Below are 16,866 nucleotides of genomic sequence, written 5' to 3'. Positions count from 1 at the left end.
CTGGCTAGTCCTTTGAAGCTTCGGGAGGGGTGGAGGAAACGAGCGGCCCGGCCAGCCGCGCGAGGCACCAGGCCAGGGCGCGCGTGCAGGCCGCGAGGTCGTCGATGGGGGTGTCTTCATCGGGGTGGTGGCTCACGCCGCCACGGCTGGGCGCGAACAGCATCGCGCTGGGGCAGAAGCCGGCCAGCGGCATGGCGTCGTGGAAGGCGCCCGACAGCATCTCGCGGTGGCTCAGCCGCAGCGCAACGCAGGCCTCGCGCGCCAGGCCCGCGAGCGCGGCGTCGAAGCGCACGGTGGGCTTGTCCTGCAGCACCTCGAGCTGGCCGCCGGCCGGCAGCGCCGCGTCGACGAGCGCGCGCACCGCGTCGAGCGCGGCGGCCTCGGGATGGCGCGCATCGACGGTGAAGACGACGCGCTCGGCAATGGTGTTGATCGACCCGGGGCTGCACTCCCAGCGGCCGATGGTGAGGCGCAGCCGGTCGTCGCCGCACCGCGCCGCGTGCTCGAGCAGCGCATGGGCCATGCGCACGGCCTTGGCCTGCGCATCGTCGCGCGCGGCCAGCGGCGTGGTGCCCGCGTGCGCGCTGCGCCCCGACACGGTGATGCGGAACCAGCGCACGCCCTGGATCGCGCTCACGCAGCCGACCTGCAGGCCCTCGGCCTCCAGCACCGGGCCCTGCTCGATGTGCGCCTCGATGTAGCCATGCACCGGGCGCGCGAGCGGCGTGTCCATCCAGCGCCAGCCCTCGCGCAGTGCTTCCGCGCGCAGGTCGTCCACGGCGGCATCGCGCGCGGCCTCGAAGCGCAGGCCGTCGCCGTCGCGCACGCCGAGGAAGGCCTCGAGCCGCTGCGGCGCGGTGAAGGCGACCGAGCCCATCAGCCCGGGCGCGAAGCGCGAGCCTTCCTCGTTGGTCCACATGGCGACGTCGATCGGCCGGCGGGTGCGCAGGCCGAGGCGGTCGAGCGCATCGAACACCTCCAGGCCCGCCGCGACGCCGAAGGCGCCGTCGAGCCAGCCGCCCAGGGGCTGGGTGTCGATGTGGCTGCCGGTCATGATTGGCGACAGCATCGATCCCTGTCCGTCGCGCCGGACGAACACGTTGGCGGCGGCGTCGATGCCGACGCGGTAGCCGGGCCGGCGCGCGAACGGCTGCACCAGCCAGCGCCGCGCGGCCAGTTCGTGCGCGCACAGCGCCTGCCGCGCCACGCCGCCGCCGGTGCCCGCGCCGACGGCGCCATGCGCCGCCAGGCCGCGCAGCCGGGCCTCGAGGCTCGCGGTGCCGACCGCGCGCGCCACGTCGCCCGCGAGGGCCGCGTCCCGCATCTCGTCGAGCGCGTTCATGCGAGCGCTCCCGCCGCGGACTGGCCGAGGCTGCGGCGGATCCACGGCTGCAGGAAGGCCTGGATGCGCGGATGGGCCGGCGCGTGGATCACTTCGCGCGGCGTGCCGATCGTCACGATGCGGCCCTTCTCCATGAACACGATCCGGTCCGATACCTCGGCCGCGAAGCTCATCTCGTGCGTGACCATGATCATGGTCATGCCGCCGCGCGACAGCGACTTGATCACCTCGAGCACCTCGTCGACCAGTTCGGGATCGAGCGCGGAGGTCGGCTCGTCGAGCAGCATCACCTCGGGCCCGACGGCGAGCGCGCGCGCGATGCCCACGCGCTGCTGCTGGCCGCCGCTGAGCTGGGGCGGTCGCGCATCGGCCTTGGCCGACATGCCCACGCGCGCCAGCGCCTCGCCGGCCACGGCCCGGGCCTGGTCCGCGCGCAGCCCCTTGGCCAGCGTGAGCGGCGCCATCACGTTGGCCAGCACCGTCATGTGCGGCCACAGGTTGAACTGCTGGAACACCATGGCCACCGGCGCGCGCACCTCGGCGACGACGCGCTCGCTCTCGCGGGCCAGCGCGCCGGCCGCGTTGCGACGGTAGCCGAGCAGCGCGCCGCGGATGCGGACCTCGCCCTCGTCGTAGGCCTCGAGAAAGTTCATGCAGCGCAGCAGCGTGGTCTTGCCCGAGCCCGAGGGGCCGATCAGCGACAGGACCTCGCCCTTGCGGATGTCCAGGTCTATGTCCGACAGCACGCGCTGCGGGCCGAAGGACTTGCCGACGCCGCGCAGGGAGACGATGGGAACGGTCACGGGAGCATTCATGGACGGGAGCTTTCTCGAAGGGCCGCCCAGGCGCGCAGCGTGCCGGCCGCGCGGTTGACGAGCAGCGACAGGCCCCAGTAGCTCAGCGCCAGCAGCAGGTAGGGCTCGACGTAGACGAACTGCTCCGACACCACCTTGCCGGCGGTCATCGTCAGTTCGGGATAGGTGATGACCGAGGCCAGCGCGGACTCCTTCATCAGCAGGATGGTCTGGCTCGCGATCAGCGGCAGGCTGGCGCGCAGGGCCTGCGGGCATTCGATGGTGGCGAAGATCTGGCGCGACGACAGGCCCATGCAGCGCGCGGCCTCGATCTGGCCGCGCGGAATGCTCTGCCAGCAGGCGCGAAAGATCTCGGCGAAGTAGGCGCCGCCGTAGACCGCGAGCGTGAGGCCGGCGGCGGCGAAGGGGTCGAGCGACAGGCCCGCGCTCGGCAGGCCGAAGTAGACGATGAACAGGTGGATCAGGAACGGCACGCCGCGCCACACCGCGGTGTAGGCGGTGTAGAGCCAGCGCGCCGCGCGCCAGCCGGTTTCGCGCAGCGCGTGGAAGGCGAAGCCCACGACCAGGCCACCCGCCAGTCCCGTCAGCGTGAGCAGCACGGTGCGCAGCGCGGCCGCGCCGAACGCTGGCAGCAACTGGCCCAGGAGCGCCGTGTCGATCATGGCCGCTCCATCCGGCCGCGCAGCCAGTGGCCGAGCCACAGCACCGCGCCGGTCATCAGCAGGTAGCACAGGCCCACCGAGACATAGACCTCGAGCGGCCTGAAGTTGGCCGCCACGATCTGCCGCCCGCCGCGTGCCAGGTCGGCCACCGAGATCACCGAGACGATGGCCGAGCTCTTCACCACGTCGACGCCCTCAGACACCACGGCCGGCCATACGGCCCGTGCGAGCTGCGGCAGCTGCACGTGGCGGAAGATGCGCGCGGGCGGCATGCCGAACGAGGCCGCCGCCTCGATCTGCCCGGCCGGCACCGCCACCAGCCCGGCGCGCAGGATCTCGCACTGGAACGCGGCGGAGTTCAGGCCCAGCGCGACGATGGCCACCAGCAGCGGCGGCAGGTCGAGACCGTAGGCGCTGGGCAGGTAGAAGAGCATGAGCAGCTGCACCAGCAGCGGCGTGCCGCGAAAGAAGCTCAGGTAGGTACGCACCGCGGCCGGCAGCACGCCCCGGCCGCCGCGCCGCAGCGACAGGCCCAGCAGCACCGCGCCCCAGGCGAAGCCCAGCGCGATGGCCGCGATCGCCACGCTCAGCGTGGTGACGGCGCCCTGCAGCAGCACGGGCAGGTAGGCGGCCAGCCGCTCGAGAAGGGTCGTTGCGTTCATCGGGAGCGCGGTGGTGCGGGGTCAGGAAGCGTCGTGCGGAGCAGGCCCGCTCACATCTGCGGCACCGGCACCGCGTCGGTGGGCACCTCCATCGCGAAGCCGAACCACTTCATCTGCAGTTCCTTGAGCTGGCCGCTCTTCTGCGCGCGCGCGATGCCGTCGCTGAAGAACTTGACCAGCGGCGCGCTGTCGGCGTCCTTGCGGCCGACCCAGCCGAAGTAGGTCTTGGGGCCGATGGGCGCGGGCATCACCGCATAGATGTCGCCGCGCGTCTTCACCAGCGTCGCCAGGTTGGAGAGCGACTGCGCCACCGCCACCAGCCGCCCGGCGGCCAGGTCGGCATAGGCCTCGTCGAAGCTCACGTACTCGCGGATCGTGACCGCCGGCTTGCCGTCGGCCTGCAGCTTCTTCGCATAGTCCTGCAGCGCGCGCAGCTGGGCCGAGCCGGCCTGCGAGCCCACCGTCTTGCCGGCGATGCCCGCGGGGTCGGTGAGCGCGGCGTCGTCCTTGCGCTTGACCAGCGCCGTGGTGGCGTCGGCGATCGGCACGGTGAACGCGAACTTGTCGGCGCGCTCCTTGGTGAGCGTGACCGAGGTCACGACGAAGTCGAAGCGCCGGGTCGCCAGGCCCGGCAGGATGCCCTGGAACGGCACGTCGAACTGCTTGACCTTGACCTCGGGCAGGTCGGCCAGGATCAGGCGCATCAGGTCGGGGCCGTAGCCCACGATCTTGCCGTCCTGCAGGTACTCGAACGGCGCGAACTGCGCCTCGGTACCGATGACGATTTCTTTCTTGCTCTTCACCGTCTCCAGCATGTCGGCGCCGTGCGCGGCACCGAGCAGGAACAGGGAAAGAACGCCGGCGATTGCGCGATGGAACAGCATGAGCAGGGCCCTCGGGTGTGGATTGAAGCAGGTGTGGACAGATTCAGCAAGCAACTTGCATTCATGCAAGTCACTTGCTTAGAACACACAAGTTCCATGCCAGCCCGAATCGGTTCGGCGGCACGGCCGTGGTGCCGACAGCGGCGCAAAAAGGAACAGGAGACGGCGCGAGGCGCACTAAGGGGGTGCAAAATCGGTGCAAGCCGCCACGCCTGGAGAAGACGGCCATCGTGAACCGCGAAATCCCGCACGGGGTCGTTCCGGCACACTGCACCCTGGTGCGGCGATGCGATGGCTTCCAGGCTGCAACCCGATCCGTCCAGATACAGAGACAAACCCATGATCCGACAACTCATCCGCCCGCTGGCCCTCGCGCTGGCGCTTCCGCTGGCCTTCGGCGCCGCCTCCACCGCCCAGGCCCAGGCCTGGCCCGCCAAGCCGATCCGCATGATCGTGCCCTTCCCGCCCGGCGGCGGGACCGACATCCTGGCGCGCCTGGTGGCCCAGAAGCTCACCGAGACCAACCACTGGACCGTGGTGCCCGACAACCGCGCGGGCGCCGGCGGCACCATCGGCATCGCCGAGGCCGCGCGCGCCGCGCCCACGGGCTACGACATCGTGATGGGCCAGAAGGACAACATGGTCGTCGCGCCCTGGCTCTACAAGAACCTCAGCTACGAGCCGACCAAGGACCTGGCCGCGGTGGCCCACGTGGCCTTCACGCCCGTGGTGATCGTCACGCAGGCCAACTCCAAGTACAAGACGCTCGACGACGTGGTGAAGGCCGCGCGCGCCGCGCCCGACACCATCACCTACGGCTCGCCCGGCAACGGCACCACCATCCACCTGGCCGGCGAGATCTTCAACGGCGCGGCCAAGATCAAGATGCGCCACGTGCCCTACAAGGGCTCGAACGCGGCCATGATGGACGTGCTCGCGGGCAACGTCGACCTGATGGTGTCGTCGGTGCCCTCGGCCATGGCCCAGATCAAGGCCGGCAAGCTGCGCCCGCTGGCCGTGACCTCGGCCAGGCGCAGCAGCTCGCTGCCCGACACGCCCACGGTGGCCGAGCTCGGCTACAAGGGCTTCGACGTGAGCACCTGGTATGGCCTGTTCGTGCCGGCCAAGACGCCCAAGGACGTGATCGCCACCCTGAACGCCGAGGTCAACAAGCTGCTGGCCACGCCCGAGATGCAGGCCGCGATCATCGCGCAGGGCGCCGAGCCGCAGAGCATGACGCCCGAGCAGTTCGGCGCGCTGCTGAAGACCGACTACGAGAAGTGGAAGGGCATCGTGCAGGCCTCGGGCGCGACCATCGAGTAAGCGCGCGAGCGCCCGCGAACGAAGAAGGAGGGCGCGCTGCGCCCTCTTTTCGTTGGAGGACCGCGCCTCAACGCGCGGACACGGGCATCGGCGCGGCCGGCAGCACCAGCGATGCGCCGGAGCGCGAAGCCCGTTCCCAGCCCGGATGCTGCTGTGCGCGCTCAAGCTCGGCCGTCACTTCGGCGCGGGTCTTCGGCTTGGCATTGGTCACCGGAACCGGCGCGCCATAGGCCAGGAAGCCCTTCCATTTCGGATCGTTCTGCGCGGTCGCCAGCTCCTGGTCGACCTGGCCCGTCGACTTGCCCGCGCCGGCCAGTTCCGCATGGGTCCTGATGCCCGTTTCGTTGGCCGCGAAGTGCGAGGGTGCATCGACGTGCTGCGAGCTCTGCTGGGCGGAGGCCATGAGCGGCATGAAGCCGGCCATGGCGGAGGCGGCCGCGAGCGCGGCGATTCTTCTGTTCGACATGCATATCTCCTTGGGGTGTTCCCCGCGGCTGGATGTCAGGCGCGGGGGTGGAGATACGGCGATGCGTTCTGGCTTGCCATGGGCGGGGCGTCGATCTCTCCACGCCCACACACTAGAAACGGAAACCGACGCGGACTTATCCGCCCGGTTACGTTCTCGTCATCCGAGGCCTGGCTCAGTCCGGCACGAACTTGCGGTTGAACACCGCCACGTCCGACTCCAGCTCGAAGGCCGCGAGCTGGCCCATCTTGCCGTCGCTCAGGCGGCAGGCCGCGAACAGGCTGTGGCGGCCCTGGAAGCCGAACTCGTCCATCACGATCAGTGCGTAGGGGTACGGCACGAAGACCTGGTGCGTGAAGACGATACGGTGCTGATTCCTCGGCGAGGGAAAGAGCTTGTACTCGCCGGTGTCGATGCCCTGGGCAGTGGCCATGGCGCGGGGGCTCAGTCCGGATCGCGCACGTCGGCCACCGGCTTGGCGCCGAAGTCCGCGCGCGCGAGGTACTTGAGCACCTTCGCGGCCGCGCTCGCGGGGCTGTCGAGCAGGCCCTCGCTCTTGAGCTTCTCGAAGCGCGTGCGGTCGGGGAAGTTCTCGGCCGAGGCGCCACGCAGTTGCACCTGCATGTCGGTGTCGATCACGCCGGGCGCCAGCGACACGATGCGCGCGCCGTTCGGCAGGTTCGCTTCCTCGAGCGCGACCGCGCGCGAGTAGTGGTCCATGCCGGCCTTGGCCGCGCAGTACGGCGCCTGGCTGCCCATCGCGTTGCGGCCCAGGCCCGACGAGATGTTGAGCACCTTGCGCGCGCCGCGCCAGCCGCGCGTGCCGCCGAGGAAGGCCGCGGTCAGTAGCAGCGGTGCCTCCAGGCCGATGCGCAGCGCCTGCGACAGCTCGGCATCGACCGCGGTCGCGAGCGGCGCGGGATTGCCGACCGTGCCCGCGTTGTTGATCAGCGTGACGGCGTCGAAGCGCTGCGCGTCCTGCGCGGCCAGCCATTCGCGCAGGCGCGCGGCCGAGGCGACGGGGTCGGACAGGTCCTGTTCCCATTGCACGAGTTCGACGCCGGCCGCCTTCGCCTGTTCGGCGAGTTCGGGGCTCTGGCGGCGCGAGATGCACAGCAGGACGTGGCCGGGTTGCAGCAGCTGTTCGGCCATGGCGCGGCCGAGGCCGCGCGATGCGCCGGTGATGAGGTAGAGGTGGGAGGTGGGCATGGGGGCGATGATAGTGAAGCCCCGCGAGTTGCGTGGAATGCGGGCTGCCGAACGCAGAAATCGCGAAGGTTTCGCAGAAGTCGCAAAAGGAAAACCTGAAGGTGGGCTGCGCTCGCACCACCGCCGCGCCCGGAAGGCTTCGCATGGGGCACAACGCCCATCGAGGCACGGCCCACACATCTCCTTGGCTGTTCTTTTCTGCGACTTCTGCGAAACCTTCGCGCCCTCTGCGTACGGCTGTCCGATCCCGATTTCTACCGCGCCTTGCGCCGATCGATGAAGGCGATGATCTCGCCCATGATCCCCTTGCGGAAGGCCAGCACGCAGATCACGAAGATCAGGCCCGTGACCATGGTCACCGACTCGCCCAGCGTGTTGAACCAGTCGATGGTGGTGATGCGCGCGAGCAGGTTGCCCAGCTCGCCGATCTTGTTCTCCAGCAGCACGACCACGGCCGAGCCCACCAGCGGCCCCGACAAGGTGCCCAGCCCGCCCACCAGCGTCATCAGGATCACCTGGCCCGACGCGGTCCAGTGCACGTCCGACAGGGTCGCGAAGCCCAGCACCAGCGTCTTGAGCGAACCCGCCAGGCCCGACAGCGCCGCCGAGATCACGAAGGCCAGCAGCTTGAAGCGCGCCACGTCGTAGCCCAGCGACAGCGCGCGCGGCTCGTTCTCCTTGATGCCCTTCAACACCTGCCCGAACGGCGAGTGGATGGTGCGCACGATCAGCAGGAAGGCGGCTGCCACGATCGCGAGCGCGACGTAGTACATCGTGAGGTCGTTGCTCAGGTCGAGCAGGCCGAACAGCTTGCCGCGCGGCACGCCCTGCAGGCCGTCCTCGCCGCCGGTGAACCTCGCCTGCAGCGCGACGAAGAACATCATCTGCGCCAGCGCCAGGGTGATCATCGCGAAATAGATGCCCTGGCGGCGGATGGCCAGCACGCCGAACAGCCAGCCCAGCAGCGCACCCACCAGCGTGCCCGCGATCAGGCCCAGTTCGGGCGTGAGGCCCCAGACCTTGATCGCATGGCCGGCCACGTAGGCCGAGCCGCCGAGGAAGGCCGCATGGCCGAAGGACAAGAGCCCGGTGAAGCCCAGCAGCAGGTTGAAGGCCGAGGCGAACAGCGCGAAGCACAAGAGCTTCATCACGAACACCGGGTAGGCGCCGAAGAACGGCGCCAGCACCAGCGCGACGAGCAGCAGGCCGTAGAAGACGGTGGAGATCTTTTTCATGTTCATGCCGCCTGCTCTCACTTCTCTTTGCCGAACAGGCCGGCAGGACGCACCAGCAGCACGATGACCATGATCACGAACACGACGGTGGACGAGGCCTCGGGATAGAAGACCTTGGTGAAGCCCTCGATCACGCCCAGCCCCAGCCCGGTGAGGATGGCGCCCATGATCGAGCCCATGCCGCCGATCACGACGACGGCGAACACCACGATGATCAGGTTCTGTCCCATCAGCGGCGAGACCTGGATCACCGGCGCGGCCAGCACGCCCGCGAAGGCCGCGAGGCCGGCGCCGAAGGCATAGGTCAGCGTGATCATCAGCGGCACGTTGACGCCGAAGGCCTCGACCAGGCGCGGGTTCTCGGTGCCCGCGCGCAGGTAGGCGCCGATGCGGGTCTTCTCGATCACGAACCAGGTGGCGATGCACACGACCAGCGAGGCCACGACCACCCAGGCGCGGTAGTTGGGCAGCACCATGAAGCCCAGGTCGGTGGCACTCGACAGCGCCTCGGGCGCGTCGTAGGCCAGGCCCGAGACGCCGTAGATGGAGCGGAACACGCCCTCGATGAGCAGCGTGAGGCCCAGGGTGAGCAGCAGGCCGTAGAGGTGGTCGAGCTTGTAGATCCAGCGCAGCAGCAGCCGTTCGATCAGCACGCCAAACAGGCCGATGACGATGGGCGCCGCGATCAGCATCACCCAGTAGTTGATGCCGAAATATTCCATCGCCATCCAGGTGAGCACCGCGCCGAGCATGAACAGCGCGCCGTGCGCGAAGTTGATGACGTTGAGCAGGCCGAAGATGACGGCCAGCCCGAGGCTCAGGATGGCATAGAAGGAGCCGTTGACCAGCCCCAGGAGGAGCTGGCTCAACAAGGCGGGAAGGGAAATGGTCATAGGGGATTCAGCAAGCGCGGGCCCGAGCGGGCCCGCGGGGGTCGGTCATTTCCAGAGCGCGCACTTGCTCTCGGCCTTGGTCGTGAAGATCTGGTCGCCCGGCAGGGTCTTGAGCACCTTCAGGTAGTCCCAGGGCTTCTTCGACTCGGACGGCGACTTCGCCTCCACCAGGTACATGTCGTGGATGAAGCTGCCGTCGGCGCGGATCTGGCCCTTGCCGTAGAAGTCGTCGATCTTCATGCTCTTGAGCTGCGCCATCACATTGTCGGCATCGGTGGTCTTGGCGGCGGCCACGGCCTTCAGGTAGGTCATCGTGGCCGAGTAGTCGGCGGCCTGCACGTCGGTCGGCATGCGCTTGGTCTTCTCGTAGAAGCGGTTGGCGAACTTGCGCGTGTCGTCGTTGAGGTCCCAGTACCAGCTCGTGGTGTGCAGCAGGCCCTCGGTGTTCTTCAGGCCCAGGCTGTGGATGTCGGTGAGGAACACCAGCAGGCCGGCGGTCTTCATGGTCTTGTTGATGCCGAACTCCCTGGCGGCCTTGATCGAATTGATGGTGTCGCCGCCGGCATTGGCCAGGCCGAGGATCTGCGCCTTGGAGTTCTGCGCCTGCAGCAGGAAGGACGAGAAGTCGGAGGCGTTGAGCGGATGCTTGACGCCGCCCACCACGGTGCCGCCCTTCTCCTTGATCACCGTGGTGGTGTCGGCCTCGAGCGCGGCGCCGAAGGCGTAGTCGGCCGTCAGGAAGAACCAGCTCTTGCCGCCGCGGTCGACCACCGCCGCGCCCGTGCCCTTGGCCAGCGCGACCGTGTCGTAGGCGTAGTGCACGGTGTAGGGGCTGCACTGCTCGTTGGTGAGCGCGGAGGACGCGGCGCCGTTGTTGAAATGCACGCGCTTCTTCTCGGTGGCCACCTTCGCGGTCGCGAGCGCGGTGCCGGAGTTGGTGCCGCTGAACACCATGCTCAGGCCCTGCGTGTCGATCCACTCGCGCGCCTTCGAGGCGGCGATGTCGGCCTTGTTCTGGTGGTCGGCCGTCAGCAGCTCCACAGGCTGGCCATTGACCTTGCCGCCGAAGTCGTCGATCGCCATCTGGATCGCCATCGCGGCGTTCTTGCCCTCGAGGTCGGCGTAGAGGCCGGACATGTCGGTGATGAAGCCGATCCTGACCTTCTCCTGCGCCTGTGCCGCGCTGGCCGCGCCGAGCGCCAGGATGCCGAGGCCGATGGCGGTGGCGATGAATGGGTTGCGTTGTTTCATGGGATTGCCTCCTTGGTGGATGAATGGGGATCGCTAGACACCGAGCAGTTCGGTGAGCACGGGCATCCGGGCTTCGAGCTCGTCGGCGCCGAATGTCAGGGCGATGCGGCCGTGCTCCATCACGTAGAAGCGATCGGCCAACGGCGCCGCGAAGCGGAAGTTCTGCTCCACCATCACGATGGTGTAGCCCTTGGAACGCAAGGTCGTGATCATTCGCGCGAGCGCCTGCACGATCACCGGCGCCAGGCCTTCGGAGATCTCGTCGAGCAGCAGCAGCTTGGCGCCCGTGCGCAGGATGCGCGCCACCGCCAGCATCTGCTGCTCGCCGCCCGACAGTCGCGTGCCCTGGCTGTGGCGGCGCTCCGCCAGGTTCGGGAACATCGCGTAGATCTCGTCGACCGACATGCCCTGCCCCGCGCCCTTGAGCTCGGGCGGCAGCATCAGGTTCTCCTCGCACGACAGGCTCGCGAAGATGCCGCGTTCCTCGGGGCAGTAGCCGATGCCCAGGTGCGCGATGCGGTGCGTGGGCATCGCGATCGTTTCCTTGCCGTTGACCTCGATGCTGCCCTTGCGCGCGCCGGTCAGGCCCATGATCGCGCGCAGCGTGGTGGTGCGGCCCGCGCCATTGCGGCCCAGCAAGGTGACGACCTCGCCCGGCTGCACGACCATGTCGACACCGTGCAGCACATGCGATTCGCCGTACCAGGCCTGCAGGCCCTTGATCTCGAGTGCGGCGGTCATCAGTGGGCTCCCTGCAGTTGGCCGTCCGTGGTGCCCATGTAGGCCTCCATGACCTGCGGGTTCTTCGAGACTTCCGCATACGGGCCTTCGGCCAGCACGGCGCCACGCTGCAGCACGGTGATGGTGTCGGCGATGGTCGAGACCACGCTCATGTTGTGTTCGACCATCAGGATGGTGCGCCCCGCCGACACGCGCTTGATCAGCTCGGCCACGCGGTGCACGTCCTCATGGCCCATGCCCTGCGTGGGCTCGTCCAGCAGCATCAGCTCGGGCTCCATCGCGAGCGTGGTCGCGATCTCGAGCGCGCGCTTGCGGCCATAGGGCAGGTTCACGGTCTGCTCTTCGGCGAGTTCTTCGAGGCCCACCTCGGCGAGCAGCTCGCGCGCCCTCGCATTCAAGGGCTCGAGCGACTTCTCGCTCTTCCAGAAGTGGTACGAGGTGCCCAGCCTGCGCTGCAGCCCCAGGCGCACGTTCTCCAGCAGCGTGAGGTGCGGGAACACGGCCGAGATCTGGAACGAGCGGATGATGCCGCGCCGCGCGATCTGCGCGGGGCGCTCGCCCGTGATGTCCTGGCCGTTGAACAGGATCGTGCCACTGGTGGGTTCGAGGAACTTCGTGAGCAGGTTGAAGCAGGTCGTCTTGCCTGCGCCGTTGGGTCCGATGAGCGCGTGGATCGAACCGCGCACGACCGAGAGGTCGACCTTGCTGACCGCGGTAAAACCCTTGAATTCCTTGGTGAGCTGGCGTGTTTCGAGAATGCAGCCGCTCATCGACGGACCTCTTCGCGCGGCGTGGTCTGGTTCATGCGCGCCTCGTTCATTCGTTGACGCACGAGAAGCTCGCCGCTGCATTGACATCGCCACTGCCCTTGTACTTGGGCCAGGCCGGGTAGTCGCAAAGCGGCCGGGTGCGGCGGGGCACGCTCGCGGTCATGGTCACGGGGTCGATCGGGGCGTCGGTCACGGTCATCGCGGTCGGTGCCGTGCCCTTCTCCACCCAGTTCTCGAGCGCGCTCAGCGAATCCCAGCTGGCGTTGAACACCGTTCCCACGGCATGCGCGTAGCCCGGGATCTGGTAGTAGCGCATGAAGCCCTTCACGCGCTCCGCACCCATGGTGGCGCGCACCCGGTTGAAGTACTGGTCGGTGGCGCGCGTGCTGACCAGTTGATCGGCCGTGCCATGCGCCATCAGCAGCTTGCCGCCGTTCGCGGCGAACGCCGAGAGGTCGGCCTGGTTGATGTCCTGCAGCCCCGTGAGCTCGGCGATGCGTGCCTGCCAGGGGCCGGGATTTTCCGGGTCGAGCGTCAGCGAATCGAAAGCGGGGTTCTTCGTCACGAAGAAGCGCACCCACTGGTCCCAGAAGTTCGAGTGGAAGGGCGCGAACGCGGGCATCGGCGAGGCGGGCGGCTGCGCTCCCAGGCCCAGGTAGGCGACGGTCGTCTGGCCGATGCCGGACCGACCGAACTCGGCGCCCCAGGCATTGAAGCCCGGATACTGGTTCTCGCCGCTGCCGAGCGGGTAGTTGAAGACGGCCGACGTGTCGATCACCTTGAAGGCGGCGATCTGCGCATCCGACAGGCAGTCGTCCGCCATGTCGGCACCGCCCGGGCAGCGCAGTGGCTTTCCGTCGAGCAGCGCGGTCGCGGGATCGAAGCGCTGGTTGCAGGCGTTCTGGTTGCCGATCAGCCCGTCCTTCACGCCATCGAGGGCATCGCAGGCCTGCATCGCCGCATCGAACAGCGCGCCGCGCTTCGCGAGGCTGGGGTAGGCGCCGGGCTGGGCCAGCGCGCGCGTGATGCGGCCGAACTGCAGGTCGAGGCTGGCCGCGTTGAAGGCCGGGTAGAGCACGATGGCGCCGTTGAAATCGGTCGGCCATTTCTGCACCACCGCGAGCGCTTCGCGGCCGCCCGACGAGCCGCCCGCGAAGTAGCTGCGCTGCGGGCGCTGGGCATAGCGCTGCTCGATCAGGAACACGGCCGCGTCGCGCGTCTTCTTCAGGGCCTCGAACGAGAAGTTGCGCAAGGCCTCCGTGTTGAGCGCGAAGGCCCCGAGGTTGGCGGGATCGGTGGTCGCGTCGTGGCCCGAGTCGCTTCCGAACACCGCATAGCCGCGCCCGACCGGGTCGAGTGCGTCGACGGGACCGGCGGGCACGTTGCCGGCGACAACGGGAATGCTGCCGTCGTAGCCGCCACCGCCGTACATCATGGCCTTGCGGTTCCACTCGGTGGGCAGCAGCAGCGTCAGCTTGATCGGCGGCGCGGCCGGGTCGACCGGTGCGATCTCGGCGCTGAGCTGGCAGTACTCGCCGTGGCTCTTCGGCGCCTTGCCGCCCGCGGGCACCAGCGTGGCCGCCGTCACCTTGGCGCCGCCGGTGGCGAGCGCGATCGCCGAGGCGGGCACGGAGAGCTTCGCCATCTGCTCGCAGTTCAGCGGCGTGGCCGCGGCCGGCGCGGGTGCCGGCGCCGGTGCTGGCGCTGGCGCTGGCACCGCTGCCTGCGGGACGAAGGCCACGCCATCGCCGCTCCCGCCGCAGGCGCTCAGCAAGGCCGCGGCGGCGAGCGTCGCGGCGAAGGAGATACGTGGCACGGCGCTCTTCGCGCGGCGTTGCAATGAAAACTGGATGCTTCTGTTCATGCTTGTCTCTCTTTGTGGTGGAGTCGAGAAATCGCCATGCGTGCATGGCCTGCGGGATTCACGGCGACGGGCGCCGATCGATACGGCGGGCGCTACCGCGCCAACATGCCATGCCGGCGTTCGCGCACCGATTGCCAATGCGCGTCGGTCCATTCGTAGAAGCCGTGGCCGGTGGTCGCGCCGCATCGGCCGGCCGCCACCAGGGTCTGCAGCAGCTGCAGCACCGATTCGTTCTTCTCGAGCTGCGGCATCAGGTGGCCGCCGATGTCGAGGAAGGTGTGGAGGCCGCCGAGATCGGCCGTCTCGAGCGGACCGAAGGACGCATAGCGCTTGCCGATGCAGGCGCGCACGACCGCGTCGACGGTGGCCGCGTCGGCCACGCCGCTTTGCACCAGGTGGAGCGCTTCGCGCAGTACCGCGAACTGGATCCGGTTGCCGACGAAGCCGGGCGCCGCCTTGCTCAGCAGCACGGCCTCGAAGCCCGCGCTTTCGAGCCGGCCGCGAAGGGCCGCGCAGGCCTCGGGCGCGGTGGCTTGCGCCGGCACGAGTTCGACGAACGGGATGACGTGCGGCGGATTCCAGAAGTGCGCGACGAGAAAGCGCTCGGGATGCGCCATGCGCTCGCACAGCACGTCCGGCATGAAGCCGCTGGTGTTGCTCGCGATCAAGGCATAGGAGGGCAGCACGGCCTCGAGCTCGGCATAGAGCGCATGCTTGACTTCGAGTCGCTCGACGACGGCCTCGAACACGAGCGATGCATCGGCCAGCGCCGCAAGGTCGGCCACGACGCGAATCCGCGTGCGGGCCGCGTCGCGCTCGGCCACCGCGATGCGGCCCGCGGCCATCAATTCCTCGAAGATTTTGTCCGCCAGCGCGGGCAGTTCGGCGCGTCGCGCTTCGCTGAGATCGAACACATCGACCGCTTCACCGGCGAGTGCCAGGCAGCTCGCGATGCCCACGCCCATGAGGCCCGCTCCCACCACGGCCACGCGTCGATTGATCTCGTTCATGCAACTTGTCTCCAGCATCTTGTGGCGCCGAAATCGCTCGGCCCTTGGCGCTGGTTTTGCAGAAAGCGTGCCCGTCGATCGCGGCTGTCGCGGCGCGCGTGTTTCTCATTCGGGCGCTTCGCGTAAACCCGAATGCCGCGAGCGCGCGCGACGCTGTGCAAGCGATGTCCAATACTGTCCAGGCAAATGCACACCACGTCCAACAACTGGACATCGATTCGGAGCGTCTAAAGTCACGCCCCTGCGCGCCACCGCCGCGCGTCATGGACATTCGCACCCGCGAACCAAGGGAGTCAGCCATGCTGCAGATCAAGGGAGACCAGGCCTTCGACCTGGCGAGCATCCGGGGCCAGGCCCTGCAGTCCTTCTTCGAGCTGTTCGGCCAGCTCGCCGAGGGCGCCTTCGTGATCGGGCGCGATGGCAAGGTCATCTGGGCCAATGCGCGCTACCTGGCCTTCATCGGCCTGGAGCCCGACCGGCCGGTGGTCGGCCAGCACATCTCGACGGTGGTGCCCGCGACGCGCATGCCCGAGGTGGTCGAGACCGGCCGCTCGATCCCCTTCGACCTGGTCGAGGTCAACGGGCGCTGGGCCGTGGTGTCGCGCTTCCCGATCAAGAACGACGCGCAGGAAGTCATCGGCGGTTTCTGCTTCGTGCTGTTCGACGAGCTCGATCCGCTGCGGCCGATGCTCGCGCGCATCCAGCAGCTGCAGAACGAGCTCGAGCGCACGCGCTCGAAGCTCAACCAGCTGCGCCGCACGAAGTACGAGTTCAGCCACTTCGTCGGCTCGAGCCCGCAGGCCGCGCAGGTGCGGCGCAGCGCGCGGCAGGTGGCGGCCACCGACTCCACGGTGCTGCTGCTCGGCGAAACCGGCACGGGCAAGGAGATGGTCGCGCAGGGCATCCATGCGGCCTCGCGGCGCGCGCGGCAGAACTTCATCGGCGTCAACGTGGCGGCCATTCCCGAGGAACTGATGGAGGCCGAGTTCTTCGGCTCCGCGCCGGGCGCCTACACCGGTGCCCATCCCAAGGGCCGCACCGGCAAGATGATGCTGGCCGACAAGGGCACCTTGTTCCTCGACGAGATCGGCGACATGCCGATGCGCATCCAGGTCAAGCTGCTGCGCGCGCTGCAGGAGCGCGAGATCGAGCCGATCGGCGGCAACACCGTGATCCCGCTCGACCTGCGCGTGATCGCGGCCACCAGCCGCGACCTCCGGCAACTGGTCGAGACCGGCCAGTTCCGCGCCGACCTCTACTACCGCCTGAGCGTGGTGCCGATCCAGATTCCGCCGCTGCGCGAGCGGCTCGAGGACCTGCCCGAGCTGGTCGACCTGCTGCTGGCCGAACTCTGCGCCACGCTCGGCATGCGCGAGAAGGACATCGCGCCCGACGCGCTGGCGCTGCTCGCGAAGTTCGGCTGGCCCGGCAACGTGCGCGAACTGCGCAACGTGCTCGAACGCGCCTGCGTGGTGTCTGGCGATGCCTCGGAGCTGCGCGCAGAGCACATGCTGCTCAACGACGGCGCGCGGCCGGCCGCGACGGCCTCATCGACCGCAACGGCCACCGCGGTCCGCCACGACCTGCACGCCGCCGTGAACGAGACCGAACAGAAGGCCTTGCTCAATGCGCTGCAGGAGACCAAGGGCAACAAGCTGCTCGCGGCCCGCCTGCTCGGCATCAGCCGCTCGACGCTCTACAACAAGCTCAAGCAGATGGCGCTCGAGCGCTAGCGGCCC

At 68.8% G+C, this 16,866-nt stretch carries 17 protein-coding genes; 2 read left to right on the top strand and 15 right to left on the bottom strand.

The window, feature by feature from the left end:
• Positions 1-4 precede the first annotated feature (4 nt).
• Genes AC07PU_RS15740 through AC07PU_RS15720 form a run of 5 tightly spaced genes read right to left on the bottom strand, consistent with a single transcriptional unit; the run spans position 5 to position 4,365 of the window.
• The gene (locus tag AC07PU_RS15740; protein WP_495318659.1) at positions 5-1,342 is read right to left on the bottom strand and encodes a M20 family metallo-hydrolase; all 1,338 of its coding nucleotides are present in this window, start codon (positions 1,340-1,342) and stop codon (positions 5-7) included.
• Complete coding sequence (locus tag AC07PU_RS15735) at positions 1,339-2,157, bottom strand: amino acid ABC transporter ATP-binding protein (protein WP_495318657.1); 819 nt, start codon at positions 2,155-2,157, stop codon at positions 1,339-1,341. The genes AC07PU_RS15740 and AC07PU_RS15735 overlap by 4 nt, the downstream gene beginning before the upstream one ends.
• Positions 2,154-2,819: an amino acid ABC transporter permease gene (locus tag AC07PU_RS15730; RefSeq protein ID WP_093355121.1), complete on the bottom strand. Its 666-nt coding sequence runs from the start codon at positions 2,817-2,819 to the stop codon at positions 2,154-2,156. The genes AC07PU_RS15735 and AC07PU_RS15730 overlap by 4 nt, the downstream gene beginning before the upstream one ends.
• Positions 2,816-3,481: an amino acid ABC transporter permease gene (locus AC07PU_RS15725; protein WP_093355119.1), complete on the bottom strand. Its 666-nt coding sequence runs from the start codon at positions 3,479-3,481 to the stop codon at positions 2,816-2,818. The genes AC07PU_RS15730 and AC07PU_RS15725 overlap by 4 nt, the downstream gene beginning before the upstream one ends.
• A 50-nt stretch (positions 3,482-3,531) precedes the next feature.
• Positions 3,532-4,365, bottom strand: coding sequence for a transporter substrate-binding domain-containing protein (locus AC07PU_RS15720; protein ID WP_208510444.1), 834 nt, complete (start codon positions 4,363-4,365; stop codon positions 3,532-3,534).
• A 339-nt stretch (positions 4,366-4,704) separates the two neighbouring features.
• On the opposite strand from AC07PU_RS15720, the gene AC07PU_RS15715 reads away from it, so the two are divergent.
• The gene (locus tag AC07PU_RS15715; RefSeq protein WP_495318654.1) at positions 4,705-5,688 is read left to right on the top strand and encodes a Bug family tripartite tricarboxylate transporter substrate binding protein; all 984 of its coding nucleotides are present in this window, start codon (positions 4,705-4,707) and stop codon (positions 5,686-5,688) included.
• A 67-nt stretch (positions 5,689-5,755) separates the two neighbouring features.
• On the opposite strand, the gene AC07PU_RS15710 is transcribed toward AC07PU_RS15715, so the two are convergent.
• The 10 genes from AC07PU_RS15710 to AC07PU_RS15665 form a co-directional block, all read right to left on the bottom strand.
• A complete protein-coding gene (locus AC07PU_RS15710; RefSeq protein ID WP_495318652.1) occupies positions 5,756-6,154 on the bottom strand; it encodes a hypothetical protein in 399 nt (132 codons plus the stop codon).
• A 175-nt stretch (positions 6,155-6,329) separates the two neighbouring features.
• Positions 6,330-6,587, bottom strand: coding sequence for a hypothetical protein (locus AC07PU_RS15705; RefSeq protein WP_203203827.1), 258 nt, complete (start codon positions 6,585-6,587; stop codon positions 6,330-6,332).
• An 11-nt stretch (positions 6,588-6,598) separates the two neighbouring features.
• Positions 6,599-7,363 carry an SDR family NAD(P)-dependent oxidoreductase gene (locus AC07PU_RS15700; RefSeq protein WP_495318650.1) on the bottom strand — a complete coding sequence of 255 codons (765 nt, stop codon included), beginning with the start codon at positions 7,361-7,363 and terminating at the stop codon, positions 6,599-6,601.
• Between the two features lie 254 nt (positions 7,364-7,617).
• The gene (locus AC07PU_RS15695) at positions 7,618-8,604 is read right to left on the bottom strand and encodes a branched-chain amino acid ABC transporter permease (RefSeq protein ID WP_495318648.1); all 987 of its coding nucleotides are present in this window, start codon (positions 8,602-8,604) and stop codon (positions 7,618-7,620) included.
• Positions 8,605-8,615: 11 nt separating this feature from the next.
• Positions 8,616-9,491, bottom strand: a complete 876-nt coding sequence (locus tag AC07PU_RS15690) for a branched-chain amino acid ABC transporter permease (protein WP_203201892.1) — start codon at positions 9,489-9,491, stop codon at positions 8,616-8,618.
• Positions 9,492-9,536: 45 nt separating this feature from the next.
• Complete coding sequence (locus AC07PU_RS15685; RefSeq protein WP_495318646.1) at positions 9,537-10,742, bottom strand: ABC transporter substrate-binding protein; 1,206 nt, start codon at positions 10,740-10,742, stop codon at positions 9,537-9,539.
• A gap of 33 nt (positions 10,743-10,775) precedes the next feature.
• A complete protein-coding gene (locus AC07PU_RS15680) occupies positions 10,776-11,483 on the bottom strand; it encodes an ABC transporter ATP-binding protein (RefSeq protein ID WP_495318644.1) in 708 nt (235 codons plus the stop codon).
• Positions 11,483-12,253 carry an ABC transporter ATP-binding protein gene (locus tag AC07PU_RS15675; RefSeq protein ID WP_057598721.1) on the bottom strand — a complete coding sequence of 257 codons (771 nt, stop codon included), beginning with the start codon at positions 12,251-12,253 and terminating at the stop codon, positions 11,483-11,485. Before AC07PU_RS15675 ends, AC07PU_RS15680 begins: the two co-directional genes overlap by 1 nt.
• A 46-nt stretch (positions 12,254-12,299) precedes the next feature.
• Positions 12,300-14,117: a tannase/feruloyl esterase family alpha/beta hydrolase gene (locus tag AC07PU_RS15670; protein ID WP_495318642.1), complete on the bottom strand. Its 1,818-nt coding sequence runs from the start codon at positions 14,115-14,117 to the stop codon at positions 12,300-12,302.
• Positions 14,118-14,209: 92 nt separating this feature from the next.
• Positions 14,210-15,127, bottom strand: coding sequence for a 3-hydroxyacyl-CoA dehydrogenase family protein (locus AC07PU_RS15665; protein ID WP_495318640.1), 918 nt, complete (start codon positions 15,125-15,127; stop codon positions 14,210-14,212).
• Between the two features lie 299 nt (positions 15,128-15,426).
• On the opposite strand from AC07PU_RS15665, the gene AC07PU_RS15660 reads away from it, so the two are divergent.
• The gene (locus AC07PU_RS15660) at positions 15,427-16,860 is read left to right on the top strand and encodes a sigma-54 interaction domain-containing protein (protein ID WP_495318638.1); all 1,434 of its coding nucleotides are present in this window, start codon (positions 15,427-15,429) and stop codon (positions 16,858-16,860) included.
• Positions 16,861-16,866 lie beyond the last annotated feature (6 nt).

Source organism: Variovorax sp. GW821-FHT10D07 (genome assembly GCF_059415325.1).
Note: the sequence above shows the minus strand (reverse complement) of the source record. Positions and strands in the feature narration are given on the sequence as shown.